The following is a 20,625-nucleotide window of genomic DNA, read 5'->3' as shown; positions in this document are numbered from 1 at the left end:
CCGGCCTCGAGGGCGTCACGCACCGGGCGGGTGACCCGCCGGCGGACGACCAGAGAGCGGCGGCGGTGAGGTGCAGCCCGTGGTGCGCGGCCACGGCTTCCTCCATCGTTTTCCACAGGGGCCTGGCGGCGCCGATCCTCGCGGCGAGGCCGGCGCCGCCCTCGGATGCTTCAGCCGGGCCAGGTGCCGGTCAGGCGACGGGTGGCGGCGGCGCCTGATCGATCGACGGCGGCCTTGACGACGGCGAAGATCGCGCCTTGCAGGGCTGCGGCGATCAGGATTTCCTGCCAGGTGCGGTGCTCGTCGGTGGCGTCAGGGGCGTCGTCGTGGCCGATCATTTTCCACGCCTGCTTGAAAGCCACGCCGGCGATCATGCCGCTCGCGGCGCCGAGGACCAGGCCGACCGGTTTGTAGGCGATCTTGGATGCTTTCATCGGCACCTGCGGTTGCGGCTGCGGCGTACAAGCAGGAAGCAGACGAACAAGGCAGCCGCGGCGATCAGGGGAGTGCGGTTGGCCTTCGCCGTGGTCACGGCCGACCCCGCCTTCTCGCGGACCGGGTCCGGGGTCTTCTCGGCGGCGAGCTGCCCGGCCCGGGCCGCGGCGTCGCGGACCTGCGTCGCGGCCTGGGCTGCCTTGTCCAGGACCGGATCGGGCGTCTTGTCCTTGAGCAGCTGGGTGGCCTGCGCCGCCTTGTCGTGGATTTGGTCGCTCACCAGGTGGGCCTTCTCGGCGGCCTGTTCCTTGATCTCGGCCGCCTTCTCCTTGGCCTGCGCCTTGACGTCGGCCTTGGCTGCCAGCGCCTCCACGGTCCGGCCGAGCTCCTCGCGGGTGTGAGCCACCTGCTCGCGCAGCTCCTCGGGAGTGGGCGTGGCGTCCTTGTCGCCGGGGGAAGGGGTATTCATCGGTGCGCTGCCTCCTTGATCTCGGCCACGTCGGCCTTGACGCTGTCGATGGCTTGCTCCGGAGTGGGGGTGCCGGCCTTGGCGATCTGCTGTTTCCCGGCCGCGGCCATCACGGATGCGATGGCCGCGAGCAGGGCGGCGGTGATCAGGGCCGAAGCCCACACCGGGAGGAGCAGAGCCAGGGCTGCGATGACGGCGGCGACCAGGGCCTGCGCGGCCAGGAAGCCGACCAAGCCGGCCCCGCCGAACAGGCTGCCGCCTACGCCGAAGCGTTTGCCCTTCTGGGTCATCTCCGCCCGGGCCAGCTGCATCTCCTCGCGGACCAGCTCCGAAATCTGCTGCGACGCCCGGGAAACGAGGTCGCCCACCGATTCCTCGGGGCTGGTGTGGTCCGGGTGCCGTCCAACGGCGCTCATCTGTGCTTCACCTTCTCCGCATGGTTCGTCCGTTATGGCGCGGTGGCTGCACGATGGCGGCCGTTCGTATCGCCGGTGGGGCGCCACGCCGCTCCACGGCCCCAATTGGGGGCCGGTGTCGTCCTGTATGGGGGCATCGGCGTTGCGCTTGACGGAGCGATGCCGTTCAGGCAAAACCGGTAGGTCTCGTAGTGCTCGCTGGTCGCGTTGCGATCAGAACGAAGCGATAGCCCTTGCGGTGCCGGTCGTCGAAACGCGCTGCCACGCAGACCCCTCCCGGGTTGATGTGCACGCTGTTGTCACGGCGCGCCTACCCCTCAAGGAACCGGTCACCCGCCTGCGGTGGTGGTCATTCATCCCAAGCGGCGCACCAGGAGGCGGGGTGTCGCCCGGACGACGGCGGCCGCGGCCACGCCGACGGCGGCTCCGGCTGCGACGTCGGAGGGGTAGTGCGCGCCGCTGTGGAGCCGTTCGAGTGCCACCAGCACGGTCGGGACAGCACATGCGGCGCCGGCCCATGGCCAGCAGGACGCGACGGCTGCGGTGAAGGCCACGGCGGCGGCGGTGTGCCCGGAGGGCAAGGAGGAGCTGTCGGGCCGGTCCTCGACATCGTCGTGCGGGATCCACTCTCGGGCGGCCGGCGCCGCTCCACGAGCTGTTTCGCGACCCCGTTCGACAGCACCTCCGCCGCCGCCATGGCCGTGATGCCGGCGGATGCGGCCCTGCGTCCCCGCCCGCCCCCGCCGGCCGCCCACCACAACTTCGTGTGCTCGGCGGCTTCTGGCTGAGCGCCGTGGTTGGCCGCACGGGCCAAGTAGGCCGCTCAGTCACACGATCCTGCGGTGGAACGACTCTGGCAACGGCGGATACGGCGTAGCCACCGCGGTATCCACTAGGGCGGCCGGGACGACCGCGTACGGCAGGGAGCGGCAGCGAGTCAGTGCTCACTGATATCAGTTCGCCTGTCGCTGGTACCCGCAGGAGCGGGCAGCGAGCTGTGGCTCACTGATATCTGTGGGCCGACACGGCCCGCTCCTGCTCCGGGTGCCCGTTTCGGCACTCGTCCGGCCGTGCAGAAAGTCAGGCGCTCTGCCACACCCACAGCTGGGAGTTGCCGCCTGAGCACTCGACGAGTTTGACGGCGTGCCTGGCGGTCGCCCCTTCGCCCAGACAGGTGCCGGTCACATGGTTGATCAGCGTGAACCCCGCGGCCGTGGGGCCGAAGAACCACAGGGCTGCCGGGTCGGTGGACAGGCACGGCTTCATCGTGGCCACACCATTACGGGCCACCAGGCACAGCCGGTCGCCCGCGTTCTGCCGCATGGCGGAGAGCTCGAAGGCTGCGCTGTTCACCAGCCAGGTCTGATAACCGCCACCGTTGCAGTCGGTCGCATACAGCCCGTAGTCGGCCCGGTAGTCCAGACAGCGGCCCGTGGCCACGTTCTTGAAGTGCACGTACTCCGAGGCCGCGTTTGCCGACGTCGTACTCAGGCCACACGCAAGCACAGCGGCCGCGCTCACTGCGAGAACTCTCTTCAGCATCGCCGTCTCCCTCGCTCGCCCGGTGCTACCAATGACGCTGAACAGTAAAGCGCCCATGCCGGCCCCGGGGTGGGCCAACGACGGATTCGAGGGGCTACCGGGTCAACCTCCGCACGTCGGGCGGGGACAGGAGGCTTCCAGGCTGAGCGCCGTAGTTGGCCGCACGGGCCAAGTAGGCCGCTCAGTCACACCGGTCGTGACTGAGCACGACAGTTGGCCTTTGAGTGCCGTAGTTGGCTTGAGCACGGTTGTTGGCCCGTGGCGTGGCTGGTGCCCCGGCGTGTGGGCCTGGTGTCTCCGATGTCAGCGAGCCCGCGTACGGTCTGCGCATGGTTGATCAGAGGCTCTCCACGGCATCGATAAGCGACTTCGCTACCTGGGAACCGGTGCTGCGGCTCCTGATGGCCGATCAGGCGCGGAAGCACGTTGCCAGGTCCGTTCGAGTGGCAGGACGTATAGGCCGAGGCAGCTGGAGTCTGGCTCTGACGCGACGGATGCCACCGCCCGGCCAGGCCGCTCAGGTGGAGGACATGCGGGAGGAGTTCGACGCGGTGGAGCGGGTGCAGAGCGCGCTTGCGCAGGCTGGGGTCGACGACGTCTCGTTCACGGCGGAGATACATCCGGCCGGGAAGACCGTGCTCCGCCTGCTGGGGCCCAGCCCCGCTGTGGAACCTGGCATCGGCACCCCGCACCCGGGTGCGCTCATCTTGGTGGAGGGATCTCTCCCCGAGCCCTGGCGCCGTCTGCCTGAACCGGCACCTGGGGCAGCGCCGGCCTCTTCGGTGGACCTGGAGTTGTTGGAGCGGACGCTGCGTGAGCGATTGCCGCACGCCATCGGCGCGACGGAGGAGGAGATTGCCGCCGCCGAAGCGCGCCTGGGCGTCGCGCTGCCCGACGAGCTCAAGGTCCTCTATCGGGTGACACGGGCACGCTGGGAGGATCTGGGTGACGACGACGAGGCAGCGATACGCGAGTGTGCAGCGGTCGGCTGCGAGCTGTTCGATCTCGACAGCCTGTACGTCGCCGACGCGGCGTCGCGTCACTGTCGCTGGGAGTTCGCGGCGATGGAGGCGGTCGTCACCAGGCCCGACGCCATGGTGCAGGGCCTCGTCGGATCACCCGGCTGGATCGCCTTCGGTGACAATGGCGGCGGAGACCGGTTGGCCGTCGATCTGACACCTGGCCCCCGCGGACACACGGGCCAGGTCATCATGCTTTCCCACGAGGAGAGTGTCGGCGCCGCACTCGTTGCCGACTCCCTCACCGACCTGGTGCTGGGCCGACTCGGCGCGGAGCCCAGCGGACCCCGAGAGCAGCGTCCACCTGCCGTTGCCAGAGTCAACATCGCAAGCCTGCCCAGCCTCCAGGCCGCCGCGCACCCTGGCCTGGAGGCCCTGTCCATCGGCGTGTGGGACGACGCGCCGCTCAGCCTCGCCCCCGTCACCGGACTGCCCCGCCTGCGCACCCTCACCGCCTACCCCGGCACCCTGGCCGACCCGTTGGAGATCACCCAGCTCACCGGGTTGGAGTTCCTGGAACTTGGCCCAGAAGACTGGCAGGTCCTCCTGGACGCCGGAGCCGTACCGCGCAGCCTGTCGGCCGCAGCCATCACGGTGCATGGCAATCAGGACCCCCTGCCGATCGTGGCCATCGCGAACGAGATCCTGGCCCTCTGGGACCGGCCCCAGATCATCCAAACAATCCTCGAAGGAGAACTCGGAACGCCGGCGTAGCCGGCGAGGGCGAGCGACGCGTCGAAGGGACGCACCCGGCCGCTCGCCACATGACCAGGGGACCGCTGCGCTCCGAACAGGATCTTCTCACTGTGCCCCGTAGATGGCCGGAGAGGCCATCTACGGGGCACAGTCACATGAGTCTGACTGAGCGCCCTACCTGGCCCTTGAGCACGATGGTTGGCCCCTGCGCATCCCACTTGGCCTGACCCAGGGTGGAGAACCCCGACGCTCGCAACCGGTCCCGTAGCCGACCGAGGAACCGGCCGGCTCAAGCGCGGGGTGCAGTCAAAGCGTCGGCTCCCCGACGGCTGGAGCGGCGGTCCCAAGGGAAATCGGGTCGACGGCACCTTGCACAGCGGGGGAGTATGCGACGCGACTGATCAAGCGCCCGGAGACGCACGTGGGAAACCGACAAGCGGACATTGATTTTACCTTCCAGCACCCAACCACCATGCGCGCCCTGTTGGAGGTGCTCACCCTCGCGGGCTGGTCCGCCGAGGAGCGTCCCGGCTACATCTCGTACATCGTCAATGATGCAGACGACATGCACAACTGGTACGACAGCACCCCCGATCGCCTCGACGCCGTGGTCGCGGAGCTGGATGCCACGGCGAACCTGCCCTACCGCGTGGCTCTGAACGTGTACCACCCACAGGGCGGGACCGGCGGCATGCTTGTGCTCCAGCCCCAGCGCAGGGAAGTCTCCTTCCTCCCCACGATCTACCGCCGAGGCATCCCGGGCGAGCCGCGATTCACCGACCTGGCCTGGTACCTGCACGCCCTCGTCCCGTCCCTCCTCAGAGTTGGCCTCACAGACTACGAGGCCCGGGAAGACGGCAAGTAGGGACGGAGTACTCCGTGGCTGCCGTTGGGGTACGGCCGATTCTGAGCATCGGATTTGCCACCTGCGTGTGTGAACGTGGTTTTGGATTCGGGTCCCGTCAGTCCCGCCGGCCCTCCGTGGAGGCCGGGTAGGGGCCGGTGATCTCGCCGGTGGCGAGCTCGGCGTGGCGGCGGGACTGGGCGCGCTGCTGCGGCCTGACCTACCGCGCAGCCCGCAACGCGGCCGCGATCTGGACGACGTCCAGATCGACGACGACCTCCTCGGTGTCCCACACTCCGCGCGAGCTGATCGCCAAGCCAATGAAGGCCAGCTCGGCGGCATCATCGCGCAGTTCGTATTCTTCGCGGCTCTCCTGGCCGACCCCACCCAGCTCCTCGCGCTCCCAGGCCGCGACGGCAGACTCAGCCACGGGACGTGGCAACCGCACGCTGATCCGACCGATCTGGGGATCGAGATGAGCCCCGATCGCAGCCAGCACCGTCCGGTCCTGCTGATACCTCACGTACTGCTCGCGATCTTCCACGAGCCGAGAGTACTCAGCCCCTATGCCTGCACCAGCTCAAAGCCGGTGAACGTACGTGGTCAGGGCATTAGATGCGCGGCAGCCAGCCGTCGGCGAAGTCGGAGCGCTCCCGTGTGCGCTGCGCCTTCTCCTCGAGGAGTCGACGGAAGCCTGCCAGGGCGTAGCGCTCCCCGGTGGCCGCTCTGGGCCCGGGGATGCCGGCCACGGTAGCCATGCACTGCTGTGGCTGTGGCTGCCAGCCGGTGACCATGACCCGCAGCTGCATGCGTTCTGCGCGCCGGTGGAGGTTCAGGAGGTGGAGCAGGCCGTCGACGTCCATGGCCGCGACGGCGCGCAGGTCCACCAGGAGATCTCGCTCGTCCATCGTTACGCGGTCCAACGCCCGCTGGAGCACCTCTCCCGCACCCTCGTCGAGCTCCCCAGTGGCGCTGACCAGAATCGAGCTGCCACAGCGCTGGACGTCAACGTTGATCAATGTGCTGCTCCCGTCACCCGAAGGCTCCGGACCCACGGGGCCCCATCCTGCCGCGCCGCGGCGAGGACATGGTGCGCGACGCGCTGAAGCGCCGGCACTCGGGCCCGGGCGGGTTGCACCGAGAGGGGGCTGAACCGTTGCCTGCTCGGTTCTTTCAGCGACGGACCGAAAGTGTGACAGGAGGTGGGAGCCTCCGTGTTCGGCAGCGGGCCGCCGCCCGGTCACCCCGCCTCAGCCGTTCCGGCCTGCTCCGCAGCCCTGCGTCGCAGTACGCCCTCCACACGAGTTCGCCACAGCCTCAGCGGCTCCGGCGGGGAGACTCCCACGAGGGGCGTGCCGGCCGGGGCTCCCTCGTGGCCCCGGCCCGCCTCCTGGTTCTTCTCGTACAAGGTCACCAGGTGGGCGAGCCGGGGCATGTCCCGGCGGAGCCGGTCGGCCCATTCGGGCGTCAGGAAGCCGTGGTTGGCGACGAACCGGCCGTCGTCGCGGGTCGTCGTCACGTACATGAGGTAGCCGTCCTGGGACCAGAAGTATCTGATGTGCGGGTCCGGGCTCCAGCCCGGCGGCGACGGGTACCGCGACAGGACTCTGTCCCGGTCCGCCGCCTGCTCGTGGGCCATCCACGACCGCACCCGCCCCGCGTCCTGGTACTCGTCCTCGGTGAGCTGGACCCCGAATTCCCAGAGCCTGGGCAGCATCTCCCACTGGGCGGCCTCCTGGAGGTACTGGGCCCGCGCCCGGGCGTCCCCCCGGAGGCCGGCGGCAGCCGCGTCGTGCCGACGGCTCTCCAGCCCCCGCTCCTGGTCGAACTGCAGGATCCCCGCCCAGTTGAGCTGTTCCCCGCCGGTCATGCGCGCCTCCCCCCCCCCGGCCCGATTGAACCGGGCCCTCGGCAAACCTGGGTGCCGTTGCTCGGTCAACGGCCCCTTGCCCACCGAATGATCCCCGGCCCGCAGGGCCCGCACCAGGGGGCCCGGGCACTCCCGCCGCGTACCACGACGACCAGCCCGCAGCCGTCCCGCCTCGGCAGCCCGGGAAATCCATCGCCGCCCGGGGCATCAAGCCGTGACGGCCGGGACCGAACCCCGATCGACCAGGGGAGATCACATGCTCAGCATGCCCACCACTCGCGATCCACCGCCTGCTGCGGTGTCAGCCTTCTTTCTCGCCCTCCTCGAAGGGACGCGGGAGGGGTCGGTGTTCATGCACTTGACGGGGACGAAGTGTAGCCCGTCGACGGAGGGCGAGTAGTCCGGCCCCTCACATCCAGGCCAGATCGATGCGGGGCAGGGCGTTGACGGCGGCGTTCGCTGCGGCGATGGTGTCGGCGCAGGTGGTCCTGGTCGGCGCGAGTGGGTCAGCACCGTGACAGCGGGGTGGTGACCGGGGCCGGCCGTTCTTTCCCCAGACCCAAACGGAACCGCGGATCGGCTCACCTTGACCAGCACAGAGAAGTAACCTCCCAGCTCAACGACGGGCGAGTAGCCGTGTCACGCCCAGTCCACCCCCAGCTTCGCGAGGGCGACGAGCTGGTCGGCGGTGAGTTTGTCGCGCCGACTCTTGGTATTGGAAACCCATACGCCCAGCTTCACGACCACCGGCTGCGCCTCACCCTGGACCGCGATCTCCTCGCCGTGCGCGCGGGGCACCGGCCGGTCCGCTCCTTCCCGCTCCACCCACTGTGCGAGCGCCCCCAGGCCCCGCTGGAACGGCCTGCTGCGCCTTGCTCGGCCTCTTCGCCGCACGACCGGCCGCAGGGGCGGGAAGGGGCACCTGGGCGGGCTGTACGCCCAGCGAGGTCAGCCGTTGCTGCCGCTCGGGCGTCAGCCGGGCCCAGGTGGCCGGCTGCTTCTGCTGCTGGAGCCACATGCCGATGTCGTCGCCGTCCATGAGCACGCCGGGCGCGATGTCGGGCAGGACACCGTCGGCGTCGGCCAGGTCGGCCAAGACGCGGTAGTGCCGCTGCCAGTCCAGTGGCCACGGGGCAGTCCCAGTCCTTGTCGATCGCGATCAGCTACGCCGCGCGCTCCGCGGCCCGGTTCGGGTCCTTGCCCGGGCCGTTCTTCGCGCCCTCCAAACGGAGGCTGGCACCCTGAGCAAGAGTGAGACCGGGCCGGACTGTCCGGGATCGCTTCGCTTCCCGTCGTTACGCAGTGGACGGCGCCGATTCCCTATGCTCGTGCCGTGCCCACCTTTTCCCTCGAACGCACGCCCCCGCTCGCCCCCGCGGAGGCGTGGCGCAGGCTGACGGAATGGCCCCGCCACGCCGACGTGGTCCCGCTGACCAGGATCGAGGTGCTCACCGCGCTGCCGACCCACGAGGGAACGCGTTTCGTGGCCCGGTCGGGTGTCGGACCGGTGACCGTTGACGACGTCATGGAGGTGACGGTCTGGCGGCCGCCGGTGGGCGACGAGCCTGGCCTGTGCCGGCTGGAGAAGCGCGGCCGCATCGTCCTGGGCTGGGCGGAGATCGAGGTCTGGCCAGGACCGGGGGGCCGCAGCCGGGTGGTGTGGCGGGAGGACCTGCGCATCCGCTTTCTGCCCCGCCTCTTCGACAGTGTCCTGAACCGGACGGCCCGCCTCATGTTCGGCCGCGCGGCGACCCAGCTGCTCAGGAAGGCCTGAACGACGACGGCTCTCAGGTGACCGAGCCGATGCGCCGCGCCTGCCGGGTCGCCGTGTCGTGATGGATCGGGGTGTGCGCGCCCGTCAGGGATACCCCGCTGCCGCCCCGGCGGCGGGCGATGATCTCCGCGCCGATGGACAGGGCGATCTCCTCGGGCGTACGGGCGCCGAGGACCCACCTCGACCGAATGAGCGGTCGCGTTCGATGGCAGCGAGTGTGCGGCGGGAGACCGAGCGGGAACTGGCCCGCCCGCGCTTCCCAATCGGCCTCGCCGCCTGCGGCCCGCGAGCTGTACGACGGCGGCGTGTCCGCCGGACGGTGGTGACCGGACGACTCGCTCCAGGCCTTGGTCCGGTTCCTGACCGCGTAGGACTGGTGACGACGCGCACAGGATCAGCCCTGTCGGCTTCCGGTTTTCGCCGGAGCAGATCCGCGTGTCCGCAGTGGACGATACCGTGGTGACACCACGCCAGACGACAGCCGAGGAGCCCGGGATGAGGGAGCAGCCGGCCACCGCGCCCGACCGTCAGCCCCTTGACGAGCACGCTACCGCGTCCGTCCTCGCGTACGCGGCCGAGCAGCAGGCAAAGGTCGACGTCCTCACTTCGGTTCTGGAGGACATCGCCGCGAACGGATACCCCGCCCCGGAGACCGACGTCCTGTGGGAGACCGCCCGCGACGCCCACCTGGCCCGCCTCGCCGACGAGCAGCCCCGTGTCGCCTGACCCCTCCGCACGCCGCTCACATGTCGTCATGGTGGAGCCGGCCCTCACCCAGCTCACCAAACTCACCGCGAACGAGACGCACCGCCTGGACCGCGCCATCGTCGCCATCAGCGTCAACCCCGAACTCGGCACCGAGGTGCCCGGCACCCTGCTGCGCGACTACGCAGACGAAGTCGACGGGGTACGGGTCATCTACTACGTGACCGCCCTGCGGACCATCACGATCGTGGCGTACGTCGAAGCCTGAACCTGCCAGCCGCGCCCCGCATCCGCTTGGGTCCGGGGCGCTTCCGTTTCGCTGCCGGTACCCATCTGGACCGAGAGGATCCGAGGCACGGGCCCATTGGACCCGCGAGGGCGAGAGACGAGAAAGCTCCTCACCTCCGCCGCCTCCGGTTCCCGGAGTAACAGGAAACGGTGGGACGAAGGGAAGTGGGTCTATTTACAGGGCTGGCCCCGTGGTCAGTGTATGTATGCCGCCTCCTTACATCCCTCCGGCCTGAAGAGGAGGACGACGAATAGCCTTGGGGCTTTCTCCCCCAAACACCAGATGGGCCCGTGACTTCCGTCCACCGCGCGGGTGCACGGGCCCGTCCAACAGCTGCCTACATGATGCCGACCCGCTCGAAGGCCGGCTCAGGAGAACAGCGTCGCCATCGCCTCCAACAAGTCGTTCGGCGGCTGGACCAAGACGTTCACCGACCCCCGCCTCCGCGCGGCCATCGTCGACCGCCTCACCTTCAACGGCACCATCATCGAAACCGGCACCGACTCCTACCGCGTCGCCAGCACCCGAGCACGCGCCGGACACGCAGAAGCGGGCTGATCAACCGCTTCAATGCCTGGCCGGCAACCATCGGAGACCGGCCAGGCCGACGTCATCCGAGTCGGACACGCCCTGGGACCAAGGGCCCGGCGTCCAAGTGAGCTGCGATGCGCGTGATGGTCCCGGCGTTGCCCTCGAACAGATGCGCCTGCATGCCCGCCGCCTGGGCGGCCTCAACGATGACTGCGACATCGTCGATGAAAAGGCAGTTCTCCGGCCGCACGTCCAAGCTGGCGCATGCGACCTCGAAAGCACGCCGGTCTGGCTTCTCGACGCCGATCTCGTGCGAGTAGACGATCTGCTCCACCAGTTCGTCGAAGTGATACAGCGCCGTCTCCCGCTCCCTGGCGCCGACGAAGCTGTTGCTCAAGATGCCCAGCTTGCACCTTCCGCGCAGCCCTCGAACATAGTCGATGAGCTCCACGTTCGGCATCCCTAGATACTCCGCCCAGAGATCAGCCATGAAGGCTTCAACCCGGGGGCCGTCGAGACCCAAACGGGCCGCTACTTGCTCGTGCACCTCACGCTCGCTGATGCTCCCGACGCTCCCAGCCCGCCACACGTCGTGCATCCGCTCATGGATAGTGCCCATTGGCAGGTCCAGCCGCGCTTCCCACCGGCGCACCCATCCCGTTTCCGGCGTGATCTCCAGCACGCCGCCGATGTCGAGAATGACGCAGGTCGCGATCACACGAACTCCCCCTCTTCGTCCTGGTCTGACCGGCGGACACAGCCCGCCCACTCATGTGGTCGGCGGAGACACTGTCACCTCTCCCTCTGGGGCAAGGTCAAGCGATCTTCGAAGCTTGTGACAGCCCTGTCGCAACCAGCCGACCCGGCTCGCCCCAATCAGCAGGTGCCTTCAAAACTCGTGACGATCCGCGAAGCCGTCGACCGGATGCTGACGTCGAAACTCGTTAACAAACGCTGTCGAAAGGAGTGATCGAAGCCAGGGTCTCGACCGCGCTAATTGGGATGTGTTGCGTCGCGTTGGAGGAGTCTCCGTGTTCAGACAGCGGTTGTTGCGGCTCTGCTTTCTCGCTGTCCGATGGGGTTTTGTCTCCGGTAGGTGGTAAGCGATAAGGGTTGCGATAGCCGCTACCCCGGCAAGCACGGCGGCCACGAGGCGAGGGCCGGTGAAGGCGAGCAACTGACCACCGAGGGCCGCGCCCGATGCTGATCCCAGGTTGTAGCCCGATCCGAGCCAGGCGTTGGCTTCGGTGTGCCGTGAGGAGTCGATGCGCTCGTCTACGAGGAGATAGGCGGGGTGTTCACCGACCGGGTCATCACCACACTGGTCGTCCTGCGATTCCAGCTCCCGCACGCGGCTCTGGCCCTGCTCTGCGGAGTGGACCGCTCCACGATCACCCGGGCTGTCCACGAGGTCCGTCCCCTTCTGGCAGCTCGTGGCTTCGCCGTTCCCGGACATGGCGACCGGCGGCTTCGCACTCTCGCGGACGTGCGGCGCGAATTTCGGGGTCGAGGCCCCTTGGACGCTGATCCCCACGGCCATGGCGGCCGTCCTGGCCTTTCCCCGGTTGCGCAGGACCGGCCCGGACCTCCTCATGAGCCAACTCGGCCCGTAAGACTCTGGTCGCAGGTCTAGCGGCTGAGCATCGCCAGGAGCGTGCGGCGCGCCAGCAGGCGGGTTGCGAGGACGAAGAGGGAGTTCGCCCGCCCCGGGACGACGGTGGGGCCGGTGCGGCGGTCCATGGCGCGCAGGGCGGTGCGTACGACCGCCGTCGGGCTCTGGACCATGGCACCCGGGGCGTCCTGGTGGCGACGGGAGGCCGCCCCGGAGCCGGCCTCCGGATCCGACTCCGGCTCTGTGGAGGTCGGGCCGGGGGAGAGGGCCATGACATGGACGCCGAGGGGGCGTTGCTCGTACCAGAGGGCTTCGGAGAGGGCCGTCACGAAGGCCTTGCCGGCGCTGTAGACGGCGAGGCCCGGGGCCGGGGCGTGCGCGAGGGTGGAGGAGACGTTGATGAGCGCGTCCCCGCGCCGGGCCCCGGAGAGGAAGGCGTGCGCCAGTATGACGACGGCGTCGCCGCTCAGGTGCAGGGCGGCCAGCGCTTCCCGCGGGCCGGTCCCGGTGAAGGGGCCGTGGGGGGCGGTGCCGGCGTTGTTGACCAGCAGCTCGACGGGCCGCCGGACCAGCTCGGCGGCGACCAGTCTCTGGCCTTCGGGGGTCGAGAGGTCGGCGACCAGGTAGCGGTGGCCGGGTCCGAGCTCCTCCACGAGGGCGCGCAACCGGTCCTCGCCCCGGGCCACGGCGGTCACGGTCCAGCCTGCCGAGGCGAGTTCGCGGGCGAAGGTCAGGCCGATGCCCGCACTGGCCCCGGTGACCAAGGCGGCGCGAGCGGGCCGGGCCGCTCGGGCGGCTCGGGCGGTCACTTCTCGGCCCCCGGCACCGTGCCGGGGGACAGCAGGAAGGAGGCCTTCTCCATGACCGGCCGACGCTGCGTGTTCTGGAAGGCCGCGATCCGCCACCGCCCGTCGGCTTCCCGGGTGAGCGTGTACGTCTGGACCTTCGACAGCTCTCCCGGCCGCCCGCCCGTGTAGGTGTCGCCGCGGCTGGTGACGACGGCCGCGTCGGGGCCGAGGAAACGGATGCCCAGGATGGAGTCGGCCAGTTGCGTCCCCTTGACGAAGCCGCCGAAGAGGGCCCGGTGGGCCTCGGTGATGTCGCCGCGGCCCTGGTAGTGGGTGCCGACGTAGGTCGTGTACGTGGCGTCCTGCGTGAAGAGGGCTCCGTACGCGTCGGCGTCGGCCGCACCCCAGGCCGCGGCGAGCGAGGACAACACCCCGCACACGGCGTCGCGGTCGCCCGTACTGGTGCCGGTGCCCGCCGGGGTGACGGCGGTGCACGCCGCGGCGCCGGTGACCTTGACCTCCGAGGCGGAGTCGAGCCACAGGTAGCCCCCCGGCCGTCAGGCCGAGGGCGAGGGCGGTGGCGATGAGGGCGCGCTTGATGGTGCGTCGGCGGGGCGAGGCGGGAGGGGCGGGCGAGGTAGCCGGGGTACCGGCTCCATCGCGCGGAGCGGCGGCGGTGGCGAGGTCGGTGGTCATGTGGGCTCTCCGTAAGGTCGTCGGGTCGGCGAGTGGTGCGGGGCGGCGGCCGCGCACGTCAGTGCTCGGCGGACGGTACGAGGCCCGGGGCGAAGCGGTAGGACACGGCCTCCATCAGCGGCTTGCGCTTGGTGTTCTGGAAGGCGGCGATCCGCCACTGCCCGTCGGCCTCGCGGACGAGCGTGTACGTCTGGATCTTGCCGAGCCTCTCCGGGCGCTTGCTCTTGTAGGTGTCCCCGCGCCCGTTCACCACGGCCACGCCGGGCCCGTAGAAGCGGATGTCGAGGACCTCGTCCGCCAGCCGGGTGCCCTTGAGGAAGCCGGCGAAGAGGGTGCGGTGGCTCTCCACGATGTCGCGGCGCCCCCGGTAGAAGGTCCCGACGTAGGTGATGTACGTGGCGTCCTCGGTGAACAGCTCGCCGTAGGCCTCGGCGTCGTGGCGCTCCCAGGCGGCGACGGACTCGCTGGTGGACTTGCTGATGGGCTGCATGACGGATCACTCCCCAATTGGCTAGACTGATGCAGATACTGATCGAACGCAGTATCTGCATGCATGCAGATATAAAGATAGGAGGCGACCCCGAAAATGGCAACAGGTGGCGGCGCGGACGCACACACAGTCTTCCGGCAGTACCTGGACGCCGTCGGACTCCAGGGTCTGGCCAGCGCCGAGGCGGCCGGTCTGCACACGTCCGAGTGGTACGCGCTCAGCCTCATCACCCTGGAGGGGGGCCTGTCCTCCGGTGAGCTCGCCACCCGTACCGGGCTGACCACGGGCGCGACCACCCGGCTCATCGACCGACTCGCACGGGCCGGTTACGCCCGCCGGGCCGCCGATCCGGGCGACCGGCGCCGGGTCATCGTGGAGCCGGTGCCGGACGCGCTGGACCGCATTGAGGACGTGGTCGGCCCGGCCCGCCGTCACATCGCGGCGGTGATCGGCTCCTACTCGCCGGAGCACCAGGCCGTGCTCTTCGACTACTTCGCCCGCGCCGCGCCCGCGTTCCGCGCGGCCACGGAGGAGATCCGCGGCGCCACCGCGCCCCGGCGAAGCACGCGCCGGTCGGAGAAGCCGGAGGAGACCGGCTAGATGTATTGAACACGAGCGTTGTGGACAAGGGCGGGTCTTGAACATGGCGAAGACCTCCGGTGTGGTGGGAGCTGTCTAGGAACTCACCGCACGGAGGCCTTCGTGTCCCACCGTAATGCCAGGCTGGCCGTTCGCAGCAGGCGGATCCTGGTCGAACGTGTCCTGTCTGCCGTCCGGCCGTCCGGTCGCGCACGTCGCCGCCGAGATGGGCGTATCCAGGCCCACCGCTCACAAGTGGGTCGGCGCTGGCCGGCCGAGGGCGAGGCTGGTCTGTACGACCGTTCCAGCCGCCCAGGCACGACACCGCATCGCCCCGCCGCCGCCGTGGAGGCCCGCGTCTGCCGGCTACGGACCGCGCGCAAGCTCGGCCCGGCACGGATCGGCCCGATCCTGGTCCTGCCCGCCTCGACCGTGCACCGGATCCTCGTCCGGCACCACGTCAACCGCCTGGCATGGCAACACCGCCCGCCCGGCAGCCGGTCCGCCGCTACGAACGCGACCGGCCGAGCGAGCCGGTCCACGTCGACATCAAGAAGCTCGGCAACATCCCCGACGGCGTAGTTGAGACGTTCCCGCGGCGCCGACTGCGTCAGAGTCGCACAGGCGGCCTGGATGGCTCAGTGGTCGCCCGCGTATGTGTGCACGGGACGTGGCAGTGGCTGTTGCCAGTCGCCCAGCCTCGTGAGGAGAAAATGGCGGGCGAGAGAGCGCACGTCGTCCCATGACGAGTCTGTGGCCAGGGCGTTGTCCCAGAGGCCGACGCGGCTGGTGGCATCGATCTGGCCGAGGCGACGGCCGACGGCTCGAAGATCATGGAGATCCTTGGGCTTGAAGGCTCCGCGCTCCGCCAGTCCTTCGGAGACGCGGCAGAGGAGCTCCGCCTCCTCAACGACGTCCTTCGTTTCCAGCTCATGCTTCCCCAGCCAGGCAAGTTGACTCTGGGCGTCGGCTGCCAGGAGGGCCATGAAGCGCAGCGTCCAGGTGTGTAGGTGCGCGTCGCCGAGATGGTTCATTCATGCAGGATCGCACGTGATTCCCGCAACCATGTTCGATGGCATGGACTGCGTCGGGGCTGCATTACCCACCCGGTTCCTGCCTGGGCACGGCCCCTGCTGAGGGCAGCCGCCCTCCTGTGGCGGATCGGGGTCGATACCGGCGGACCGCTGTTCAGTGAGCCGCTGGGAAGTACGGGACTGCCGTCCCTGATCGCCTTCGCCGAGGACTGCAGCATGACGGAGCCCGCCGCCGCTATCTGGCCTGTGTGTACCGCCCATTACGCGCTTGCGTGGGTCAGGGATGAACTCGATCTGATGCAGGGATGCCCGTACCCGCCTCCCCACACGCGAAGAACCATCGAGAGGCAGAAGGGGTGGCTGCCACCGGACTACGGACTGCGCGAGCTTCGCCACCTGCGCTGAATCCCAGCGAATCTCCCCGTAGAGCGGCCACAACAGCTGCCTACGGCTTCGATTTCTCCGTGGTGTCCGGGCTCTCTGTGCCGTACCAGGATCGAAGCTGTAGGTACCGTTCCTTCATGGCCGGTCCGAGGTGCGCCTCGATGCCGTACCCGGGTTGCCCCTCGAAGGGGAGGCTGTAGAGGAACGAGGTCACGATGACCTCGATTGCGCCGGGCACGCGACGCTGCGTCTCTTCCTCCAGGAACGCGAGGACCCGGCGCCAGTCGGGACCGTCCGGGTCGCCCTGCGCCAGGTAGGAGTGCACGGTGTCCTGCACGACGTCCCAGAAGAAGACGTGTGAGAGGACCTCGTGCTCGTTGAAGACGTGGCACTCGTAGGCGTCCTGGAACCCGGGCACCTGAGCAACGAGGTCCTCCACGAGCCGTACGCCAGCAGCATCCTTCTCGGCAGTCCCGTCTGCCTTGGGCTCTCGTACCTCGTTGTCGTCGGCCGTCATGTGCCGGGACGCTATCTCATTGCGTCAGCACCACCGGCGGCCTCTTCAGCGTTGGCCTGCGCATACCCGGTCTCTCGTTCAGTCAAGGGGACAGGTTGCGACACCGCGGGTGGTTGTCCAGCAAGCCGCAGCCGGTGTCCTGTCGGGCGGTGTTCGGTTTTGGGCTGGGCAGGCCGGTGATGGGCGGCTCGCGGGGACAGTCTGGTGCGGTGAATGTGGTGTTCCATGGCTGCGTGAAGGCATGAGGGTGCTGAGCCGGGGGCCGCGTTCGTGGCAGTGGCGGTGCGGGGGACAGCGGGTCAGATGCCCGCTAGCACGGCGCTCAGGGGTCTCGCGCTCGCTGGCACGAAGGTGCTGCCCGGCCTTGCTGTACTGATACGGCGTGGCGTTTGGCCTTGTCGGGCGCTGCTACGAAACCGGTACTTTCCCTCACGGGCGACGGTTCAGGAACCGTAGGTGATGGATACCTGCGCCGATCCGGTGGCGGGGCGGGAAGTGCCGCCCGCCGGGACGAGGTTCGATCCGCCACCGCCGCCGCCGGGCCCGGCGGCGCCGTCGGTGATCAGGAAGCAGCCTCCGCCTCCGCCTCCGCCGTGCCAGCCGCTGCCGCCACCGCCGCCGCCGAATCCGCCCCCGCCTGTGCCGCCGGTACCGGGCGTGCCGTCGGTGCCGGCCCTGGAGCCCTCGGGGCAGGCTGCTCCGCCCTTGCCGCCGAGGGTCTGGGTTCCGCCGCCACCCCCGCCGCCGCTGTCCGGTCGCTCGCCGCCGGGCTTCCCGGTGTCGCCCGCATCTCCGCCGGTGGCCTCGCGGACGGGGTGCCCAATGAAGCTGGAGCCGCCTCCGCCGCCCCCGCCGCCGGCGGCGACGATGAGGCGGGGGTCGGTGCCGGGAACGCCGGTCAGGGCACAGCTCGCGCGCGCCGAGCTGCAGGTGCGGACGTCACTGGCACCGCCGCCGCTGCCGCCGGGGCGCTGACCGGTGACGGCTCCGCCGCCCGTGTCGACGTTGACGTAGTAGGTGGTGCCGGGCACCACGGTGAGGGTGCCGGTGACGGTGGCGCCGGTCCCGCCCGCTCCACCCTCGATGACGGACCGTCCCGGCTCGCCTGTGGCGGTGACGGTCAGTCGGGTGACGCCGGCCGGGACGACGAACCGCTGGTTGGCGCCGGCGGTGAATGTCTTGGTCACGGGCGCCGCTGCGGCGGGCGCCGCGGGCACCACCAGGACCGCCGCAGCGGCGAGCAGGAGCGCGGCCCGTCGGGCCGTGCGTCGAGGGCGTTCGGGTCGCTGCGGGGTCAAAGTCACGATGGGGGACTCCTGGACAGGGCCGTGGCACCCACCCCCCGGGGCGCGCGCGGACGTAGGTCGATGGTCCGGCCCCTGCGCGGGACCGTCCGCCGCGGACCGTCCGGGCCGCAGCGGTCAGGCGTCACGCTCTCCCTCAGTCTCCCCGTATCCCGGTCCGCCCGCCTCCCGGCGTCCCGGTCCGTCCTGGCGTCCCGGATCCCGCAAGGACGGAGCGAGGACGCTCCAAGGACGCCCCTGTCTACGTTGATCAAGTCCTCGGCTTGGCGCCCTTGGGTAGTCCGACCGGTAGAGGTCGGCAGATCTCGGCCTGACAGAGAGGACAGCGATGGGTAGGACGCTTGCAGAGAAGGTCTGGGGCGATCACCTCGTCCCGGGCGTGGAGGGGGAGCCAGATCTTCCGTACGTCGATCCGCACCTGCTGTACGAGGTGACCAGCCCGCAGGCTCTTGAGGGTCTGCGTGCTGGCCTCCGCTGGAGGTGGTGGACGGGGCGGTGTTGATGTCGGAGCACGGCGCGTTCGGGCCGGTCAGCCGATCCGAGTATGAGCCGGCCGAAGGAGAGCGTGGCGCCGGGGACATCGGCCGGTTTCGTGTGGCGGGGCGACGTCCCGTAGGCGCAGTCGCCCAGGGCGACCGTTGGTGCGGCCGATCCAGCCCACGGATCCTTCTCGACCGGCTCGAGCGCATCACTCCCTACGCCCCGGTCTTCGACCTGCGCGAGTACGCTCCGACCACGGTCTGCGCGGCCGTGCCCATCTTGCTCACCCTCCTGCTGGCGGGCGCCCAGCTGCCCGCCGACAGCCCCGCCACCGGCGAAGACGGCCCCGAAGAATCCCCGCCCAACGTACTCAGCCAGACCGCGTTGGACCGGCTCCGCCGTCGCTTCCCCACGCCACTGGTCACCGCAGACACGATCTGCGACGCCGAGCTGTCGCCGGCCCCTGGGCCCCACCTGGCCACCCAAGCCGACAGCGACACGCTGTACCTGTTCGCGGCGGACCCCGCCACCGTCCTCAACCCGGAGAACGCGTACCTGGCCCTTCCCCACACGTACACCGCCCCCGCCGGCACAAGCGCAGGAGCGCCCCCACAGGACATCGACGTCCTCACGGCGAACGACCTGCTCGTCTTCGGCACATGACCCCACTCAGCGTGCCGACCGCGAACGCAAGCCGGCCGGGGCCGGACCACGGATTGCGCAGCCTCGCCGGGGAGGGGGCGGTTGAGGCTGTCGAGGAGGAGGCTGGCGCGGGGGCGTGCCTGGGCAAGGGACGCCGCGGGCCGGCCGACTGCGACGTCGATGCTCACCGTGTCCATCGGATCCCTCGTCTCTGATCGCCGAGGCAGCCTGTCTGCCCGGTCCTCTGCCCCGTACTGGGACGGTTAAGGCGGTGGAGCCCGCTGAGGTCCCCGCCTGGCGGGAGTCGATTACCTCCCCACTGGGTGGACGAAAATCTATGCTGGCCGGAGTAGACATTGGGTTGTGTCCTGGTTATGGTTTCTCTCGTAGCCCAGAGAGACCGAAGGGCCTGGCAGAGATGAACTGCCGGGCAGTAGGACCAGTAGTTGCAGTTCGCAGGACGGTGCGGTGGTGGAGTTTCGAAGCCAGAGCGGTTGCAGGACGGCGACGGGACTGACGACCGGACCGGGTGGCCCGCAGTCATCAGGGGCTGCCAGAAGCAGTACCGCGGTTGACGCAGTGCAGTTCGCAGTACCAGCAGTTGCAGTGAGTGAGCAGTACCTCGGTAAAGGCGTCGGCTGCGGGCGCGCGTACCGGGAAGTTCGGCAGTGGGGTTCTAAGCCAGAGCAGATGCAGGATGGGCAACGGGGCTGGCTGCCGAAGTGTGGCGCTAGGACAGGCCGCCAGCAGTGCGCAGTTGAGCAGTACCAGCAGTATGAAGTCCCCCGCTTCACCAGTAGTTGATCAATGAGGAAGAACGGAGGGGCCAAGCGCCATCAGGATCGCCCGGGCCGCAGTCTGAGCCCGGGTACCGCAGGACATCGATAGTGAGGTGGTCTCCGGTCAGGCAACCGCGATCCCCGCACCCCCGACAGCATCTAGGTCGGGCAGGCGGAAACAGAAGGCCGGCGCAGTACCAGGGCCGGCAGATGGTGTAGCAGTTCCTTCGGGGCCCGGGCGCGAACAAGCGCCCGGGCCCCTCCACGCGTTCCACGAGAGAGGTGCAATGACAGCAGACGACTCGTTCGGCCGTCTCGATGACGACGACTACCCCGCCTACACGATGGGCCGGGCCGCCGAAATGCTCGGCACCACCCAGGGCTTCCTCCGCGCCATCGGCGAAGCACATCTGATCACCCCGCTCCGTTCCGCGGGCGGCCACCGCCGATACTCCCGCTACCAGCTTCGGATCGCCGCCCGCGCCCGCGAACTCGTCGACCAGGGCACCCCTATTGAGGCCGCCTGCCGGATCGTCATCCTTGAGGACCAGCTCGGGGAAGCGCAGCGCCTCAACGCCGAATACCGCCGCGCCGCCGAACCGGTGAACCCAACGGTCGCGGCTTGAGCTGCGCGCCCGCCGGTCCTCGGCGGGCTTGCGCGCGCTGCTCCAAGGCGTGACGCGTACTCGTTTCCTCTGGTGACAGCCCGTTATGGGCGTGTAGCGTCGGG

Annotated in this window: 24 protein-coding genes and 5 pseudogenes; 11 read left to right on the top strand and 18 right to left on the bottom strand. The window is 69.6% G+C overall.

Going from position 1 to position 20,625, the window contains the following annotated elements; genetic code table 11:
• Positions 1 to 170: 170 nt before the first annotated feature.
• From ACZ49B_RS19535 to ACZ49B_RS19515, 5 genes are all read right to left on the bottom strand, one after another.
• Positions 171 to 434, bottom strand: a complete 264-nt coding sequence (locus ACZ49B_RS19535; RefSeq protein ID WP_468307333.1) for a DUF4235 domain-containing protein — start codon at positions 432 to 434, stop codon at positions 171 to 173.
• Complete coding sequence (locus tag ACZ49B_RS19530) at positions 431 to 904, bottom strand: DUF3618 domain-containing protein (protein WP_468307330.1); 474 nt, start codon at positions 902 to 904, stop codon at positions 431 to 433. The genes ACZ49B_RS19535 and ACZ49B_RS19530 overlap by 4 nt, the downstream gene beginning before the upstream one ends.
• Entirely contained in the window at positions 901 to 1,320 is a 420-nt protein-coding gene (locus ACZ49B_RS19525) for a phage holin family protein (protein WP_468307328.1), read from the bottom strand. Before ACZ49B_RS19525 ends, ACZ49B_RS19530 begins: the two co-directional genes overlap by 4 nt.
• Positions 1,321 to 1,673: 353 nt before the next feature.
• Entirely contained in the window at positions 1,674 to 1,901 is a 228-nt protein-coding gene (locus ACZ49B_RS19520) for a phosphatase PAP2 family protein (protein WP_468307325.1), read from the bottom strand.
• Positions 1,902 to 2,400: 499 nt separating this feature from the next.
• Complete coding sequence (locus ACZ49B_RS19515; protein WP_468307322.1) at positions 2,401 to 2,862, bottom strand: RICIN domain-containing protein; 462 nt, start codon at positions 2,860 to 2,862, stop codon at positions 2,401 to 2,403.
• Between the two features lie 329 nt (positions 2,863 to 3,191).
• Here ACZ49B_RS19515 and ACZ49B_RS19510 point away from each other — a divergent pair, with 329 nt between their 5' ends.
• Both ACZ49B_RS19510 and ACZ49B_RS19505 read left to right on the top strand, forming a co-directional pair.
• Positions 3,192 to 4,595: an SMI1/KNR4 family protein gene (locus ACZ49B_RS19510; protein WP_468307319.1), complete on the top strand. Its 1,404-nt coding sequence runs from the start codon at positions 3,192 to 3,194 to the stop codon at positions 4,593 to 4,595.
• Between the two features lie 454 nt (positions 4,596 to 5,049).
• Positions 5,050 to 5,442, top strand: coding sequence for a hypothetical protein (locus ACZ49B_RS19505; protein ID WP_468307317.1), 393 nt, complete (start codon positions 5,050 to 5,052; stop codon positions 5,440 to 5,442).
• Positions 5,443 to 5,641: 199 nt separating this feature from the next.
• Here ACZ49B_RS19505 and ACZ49B_RS19500 read toward each other — a convergent pair whose 3' ends face one another.
• The 4 genes and pseudogenes from ACZ49B_RS19500 to ACZ49B_RS19485 all read right to left on the bottom strand — a co-directional run.
• Positions 5,642 to 5,965, bottom strand: coding sequence for a hypothetical protein (locus ACZ49B_RS19500; protein WP_468307314.1), 324 nt, complete (start codon positions 5,963 to 5,965; stop codon positions 5,642 to 5,644).
• A gap of 67 nt (positions 5,966 to 6,032) precedes the next feature.
• Positions 6,033 to 6,440 carry an STAS domain-containing protein gene (locus ACZ49B_RS19495; RefSeq protein ID WP_468307312.1) on the bottom strand — a complete coding sequence of 136 codons (408 nt, stop codon included), beginning with the start codon at positions 6,438 to 6,440 and terminating at the stop codon, positions 6,033 to 6,035.
• 221 nt (positions 6,441 to 6,661) lie between these two features.
• The gene (locus ACZ49B_RS19490) at positions 6,662 to 7,291 is read right to left on the bottom strand and encodes a hypothetical protein (protein WP_468307310.1); all 630 of its coding nucleotides are present in this window, start codon (positions 7,289 to 7,291) and stop codon (positions 6,662 to 6,664) included.
• 639 nt (positions 7,292 to 7,930) lie between these two features.
• A pseudogene (locus ACZ49B_RS19485) lies at positions 7,931 to 8,529 on the bottom strand (helicase associated domain-containing protein); the annotation flags it as partial.
• A 95-nt stretch (positions 8,530 to 8,624) separates the two neighbouring features.
• Here ACZ49B_RS19485 and ACZ49B_RS19480 point away from each other — a divergent pair.
• The gene (locus ACZ49B_RS19480) at positions 8,625 to 9,065 is read left to right on the top strand and encodes an SRPBCC family protein (protein WP_468307307.1); all 441 of its coding nucleotides are present in this window, start codon (positions 8,625 to 8,627) and stop codon (positions 9,063 to 9,065) included.
• Between the two features lie 13 nt (positions 9,066 to 9,078).
• On the opposite strand, the pseudogene ACZ49B_RS19475 reads toward ACZ49B_RS19480, so the two are convergent.
• Positions 9,079 to 9,237: pseudogene (locus ACZ49B_RS19475) on the bottom strand (XdhC/CoxI family protein); the annotation flags it as partial.
• Between the two features lie 323 nt (positions 9,238 to 9,560).
• Between ACZ49B_RS19475 and ACZ49B_RS19470 the strand changes: the two are divergent.
• The 3 genes and pseudogenes from ACZ49B_RS19470 to ACZ49B_RS19460 form a co-directional block, all read left to right on the top strand.
• Positions 9,561 to 9,791: a hypothetical protein gene (locus ACZ49B_RS19470; protein WP_468307304.1), complete on the top strand. Its 231-nt coding sequence runs from the start codon at positions 9,561 to 9,563 to the stop codon at positions 9,789 to 9,791.
• 28 nt (positions 9,792 to 9,819) lie between these two features.
• Complete coding sequence (locus ACZ49B_RS19465; RefSeq protein ID WP_468307301.1) at positions 9,820 to 10,038, top strand: hypothetical protein; 219 nt, start codon at positions 9,820 to 9,822, stop codon at positions 10,036 to 10,038.
• Positions 10,039 to 10,428: 390 nt separating this feature from the next.
• A pseudogene (locus ACZ49B_RS19460) lies at positions 10,429 to 10,617 on the top strand (ATP-binding protein); the annotation flags it as partial.
• 52 nt (positions 10,618 to 10,669) lie between these two features.
• Here ACZ49B_RS19460 and ACZ49B_RS19455 read toward each other — a convergent pair.
• A complete protein-coding gene (locus ACZ49B_RS19455; protein WP_468307298.1) occupies positions 10,670 to 11,308 on the bottom strand; it encodes an HAD family hydrolase in 639 nt (212 codons plus the stop codon).
• A 171-nt stretch (positions 11,309 to 11,479) separates the two neighbouring features.
• Positions 11,480 to 11,941 (bottom strand): MFS transporter, encoded by a 462-nt coding sequence (locus tag ACZ49B_RS19450; protein WP_468307295.1) that lies wholly within the window; start codon positions 11,939 to 11,941, stop codon positions 11,480 to 11,482.
• On the opposite strand from ACZ49B_RS19450, the pseudogene ACZ49B_RS19445 reads away from it, so the two are divergent.
• A pseudogene (locus tag ACZ49B_RS19445) lies at positions 11,885 to 12,103 on the top strand (transposase family protein); the annotation flags it as partial. The gene ACZ49B_RS19450 and the pseudogene ACZ49B_RS19445 overlap by 57 nt on opposite strands.
• 116 nt (positions 12,104 to 12,219) lie before the next feature.
• Here the strand turns inward: ACZ49B_RS19445 and ACZ49B_RS19440 are convergent.
• The 3 genes from ACZ49B_RS19440 to ACZ49B_RS19430 all read right to left on the bottom strand — a co-directional run bounded on the left by ACZ49B_RS19440 (position 12,220) and on the right by ACZ49B_RS19430 (position 14,176).
• Entirely contained in the window at positions 12,220 to 13,011 is a 792-nt protein-coding gene (locus ACZ49B_RS19440; protein ID WP_468307292.1) for an SDR family NAD(P)-dependent oxidoreductase, read from the bottom strand.
• Positions 13,008 to 13,430, bottom strand: coding sequence for an SgcJ/EcaC family oxidoreductase (locus tag ACZ49B_RS19435; protein WP_468307289.1), 423 nt, complete (start codon positions 13,428 to 13,430; stop codon positions 13,008 to 13,010). Before ACZ49B_RS19435 ends, ACZ49B_RS19440 begins: the two co-directional genes overlap by 4 nt.
• A gap of 314 nt (positions 13,431 to 13,744) precedes the next feature.
• A complete protein-coding gene (locus tag ACZ49B_RS19430) occupies positions 13,745 to 14,176 on the bottom strand; it encodes an SgcJ/EcaC family oxidoreductase (protein ID WP_468307286.1) in 432 nt (143 codons plus the stop codon).
• A 96-nt stretch (positions 14,177 to 14,272) separates the two neighbouring features.
• Between ACZ49B_RS19430 and ACZ49B_RS19425 the strand changes: the two genes are divergently transcribed.
• Both ACZ49B_RS19425 and ACZ49B_RS19420 read left to right on the top strand, forming a co-directional pair.
• Positions 14,273 to 14,776, top strand: a complete 504-nt coding sequence (locus ACZ49B_RS19425; RefSeq protein WP_468307283.1) for a MarR family winged helix-turn-helix transcriptional regulator — start codon at positions 14,273 to 14,275, stop codon at positions 14,774 to 14,776.
• Positions 14,777 to 14,878: 102 nt separating this feature from the next.
• A pseudogene (locus ACZ49B_RS19420) lies at positions 14,879 to 15,333 on the top strand (helix-turn-helix domain-containing protein); the annotation flags it as partial.
• Positions 15,334 to 15,393: 60 nt separating this feature from the next.
• Here ACZ49B_RS19420 and ACZ49B_RS19415 read toward each other — a convergent pair.
• The 3 genes from ACZ49B_RS19415 to ACZ49B_RS19405 form a co-directional block, all read right to left on the bottom strand.
• Positions 15,394 to 15,789 carry a hypothetical protein gene (locus ACZ49B_RS19415; RefSeq protein ID WP_468307779.1) on the bottom strand — a complete coding sequence of 132 codons (396 nt, stop codon included), beginning with the start codon at positions 15,787 to 15,789 and terminating at the stop codon, positions 15,394 to 15,396.
• Between the two features lie 445 nt (positions 15,790 to 16,234).
• Positions 16,235 to 16,690, bottom strand: coding sequence for a hypothetical protein (locus ACZ49B_RS19410; RefSeq protein ID WP_468307280.1), 456 nt, complete (start codon positions 16,688 to 16,690; stop codon positions 16,235 to 16,237).
• Between the two features lie 443 nt (positions 16,691 to 17,133).
• On the bottom strand, positions 17,134 to 17,994 hold the full coding sequence (locus ACZ49B_RS19405; RefSeq protein WP_468307279.1) for a hypothetical protein: 861 nt from the start codon (positions 17,992 to 17,994) through the stop codon (positions 17,134 to 17,136).
• A 750-nt stretch (positions 17,995 to 18,744) separates the two neighbouring features.
• On the opposite strand from ACZ49B_RS19405, the gene ACZ49B_RS19400 reads away from it, so the two are divergent.
• Both ACZ49B_RS19400 and ACZ49B_RS19395 read left to right on the top strand, forming a co-directional pair.
• On the top strand, positions 18,745 to 19,137 hold the full coding sequence (locus ACZ49B_RS19400; RefSeq protein WP_468307276.1) for a hypothetical protein: 393 nt from the start codon (positions 18,745 to 18,747) through the stop codon (positions 19,135 to 19,137).
• A 1,045-nt stretch (positions 19,138 to 20,182) separates the two neighbouring features.
• On the top strand, positions 20,183 to 20,521 hold the full coding sequence (locus tag ACZ49B_RS19395; protein ID WP_468307274.1) for a MerR family transcriptional regulator: 339 nt from the start codon (positions 20,183 to 20,185) through the stop codon (positions 20,519 to 20,521).
• Positions 20,522 to 20,625 lie beyond the last annotated feature (104 nt).

Source organism: Streptomyces sp. NPDC031132 (assembly GCF_055570595.1).
The sequence above is the reverse complement of the archived record's forward strand: the minus strand, read 5'-3'. Positions and strand labels throughout refer to the sequence as shown.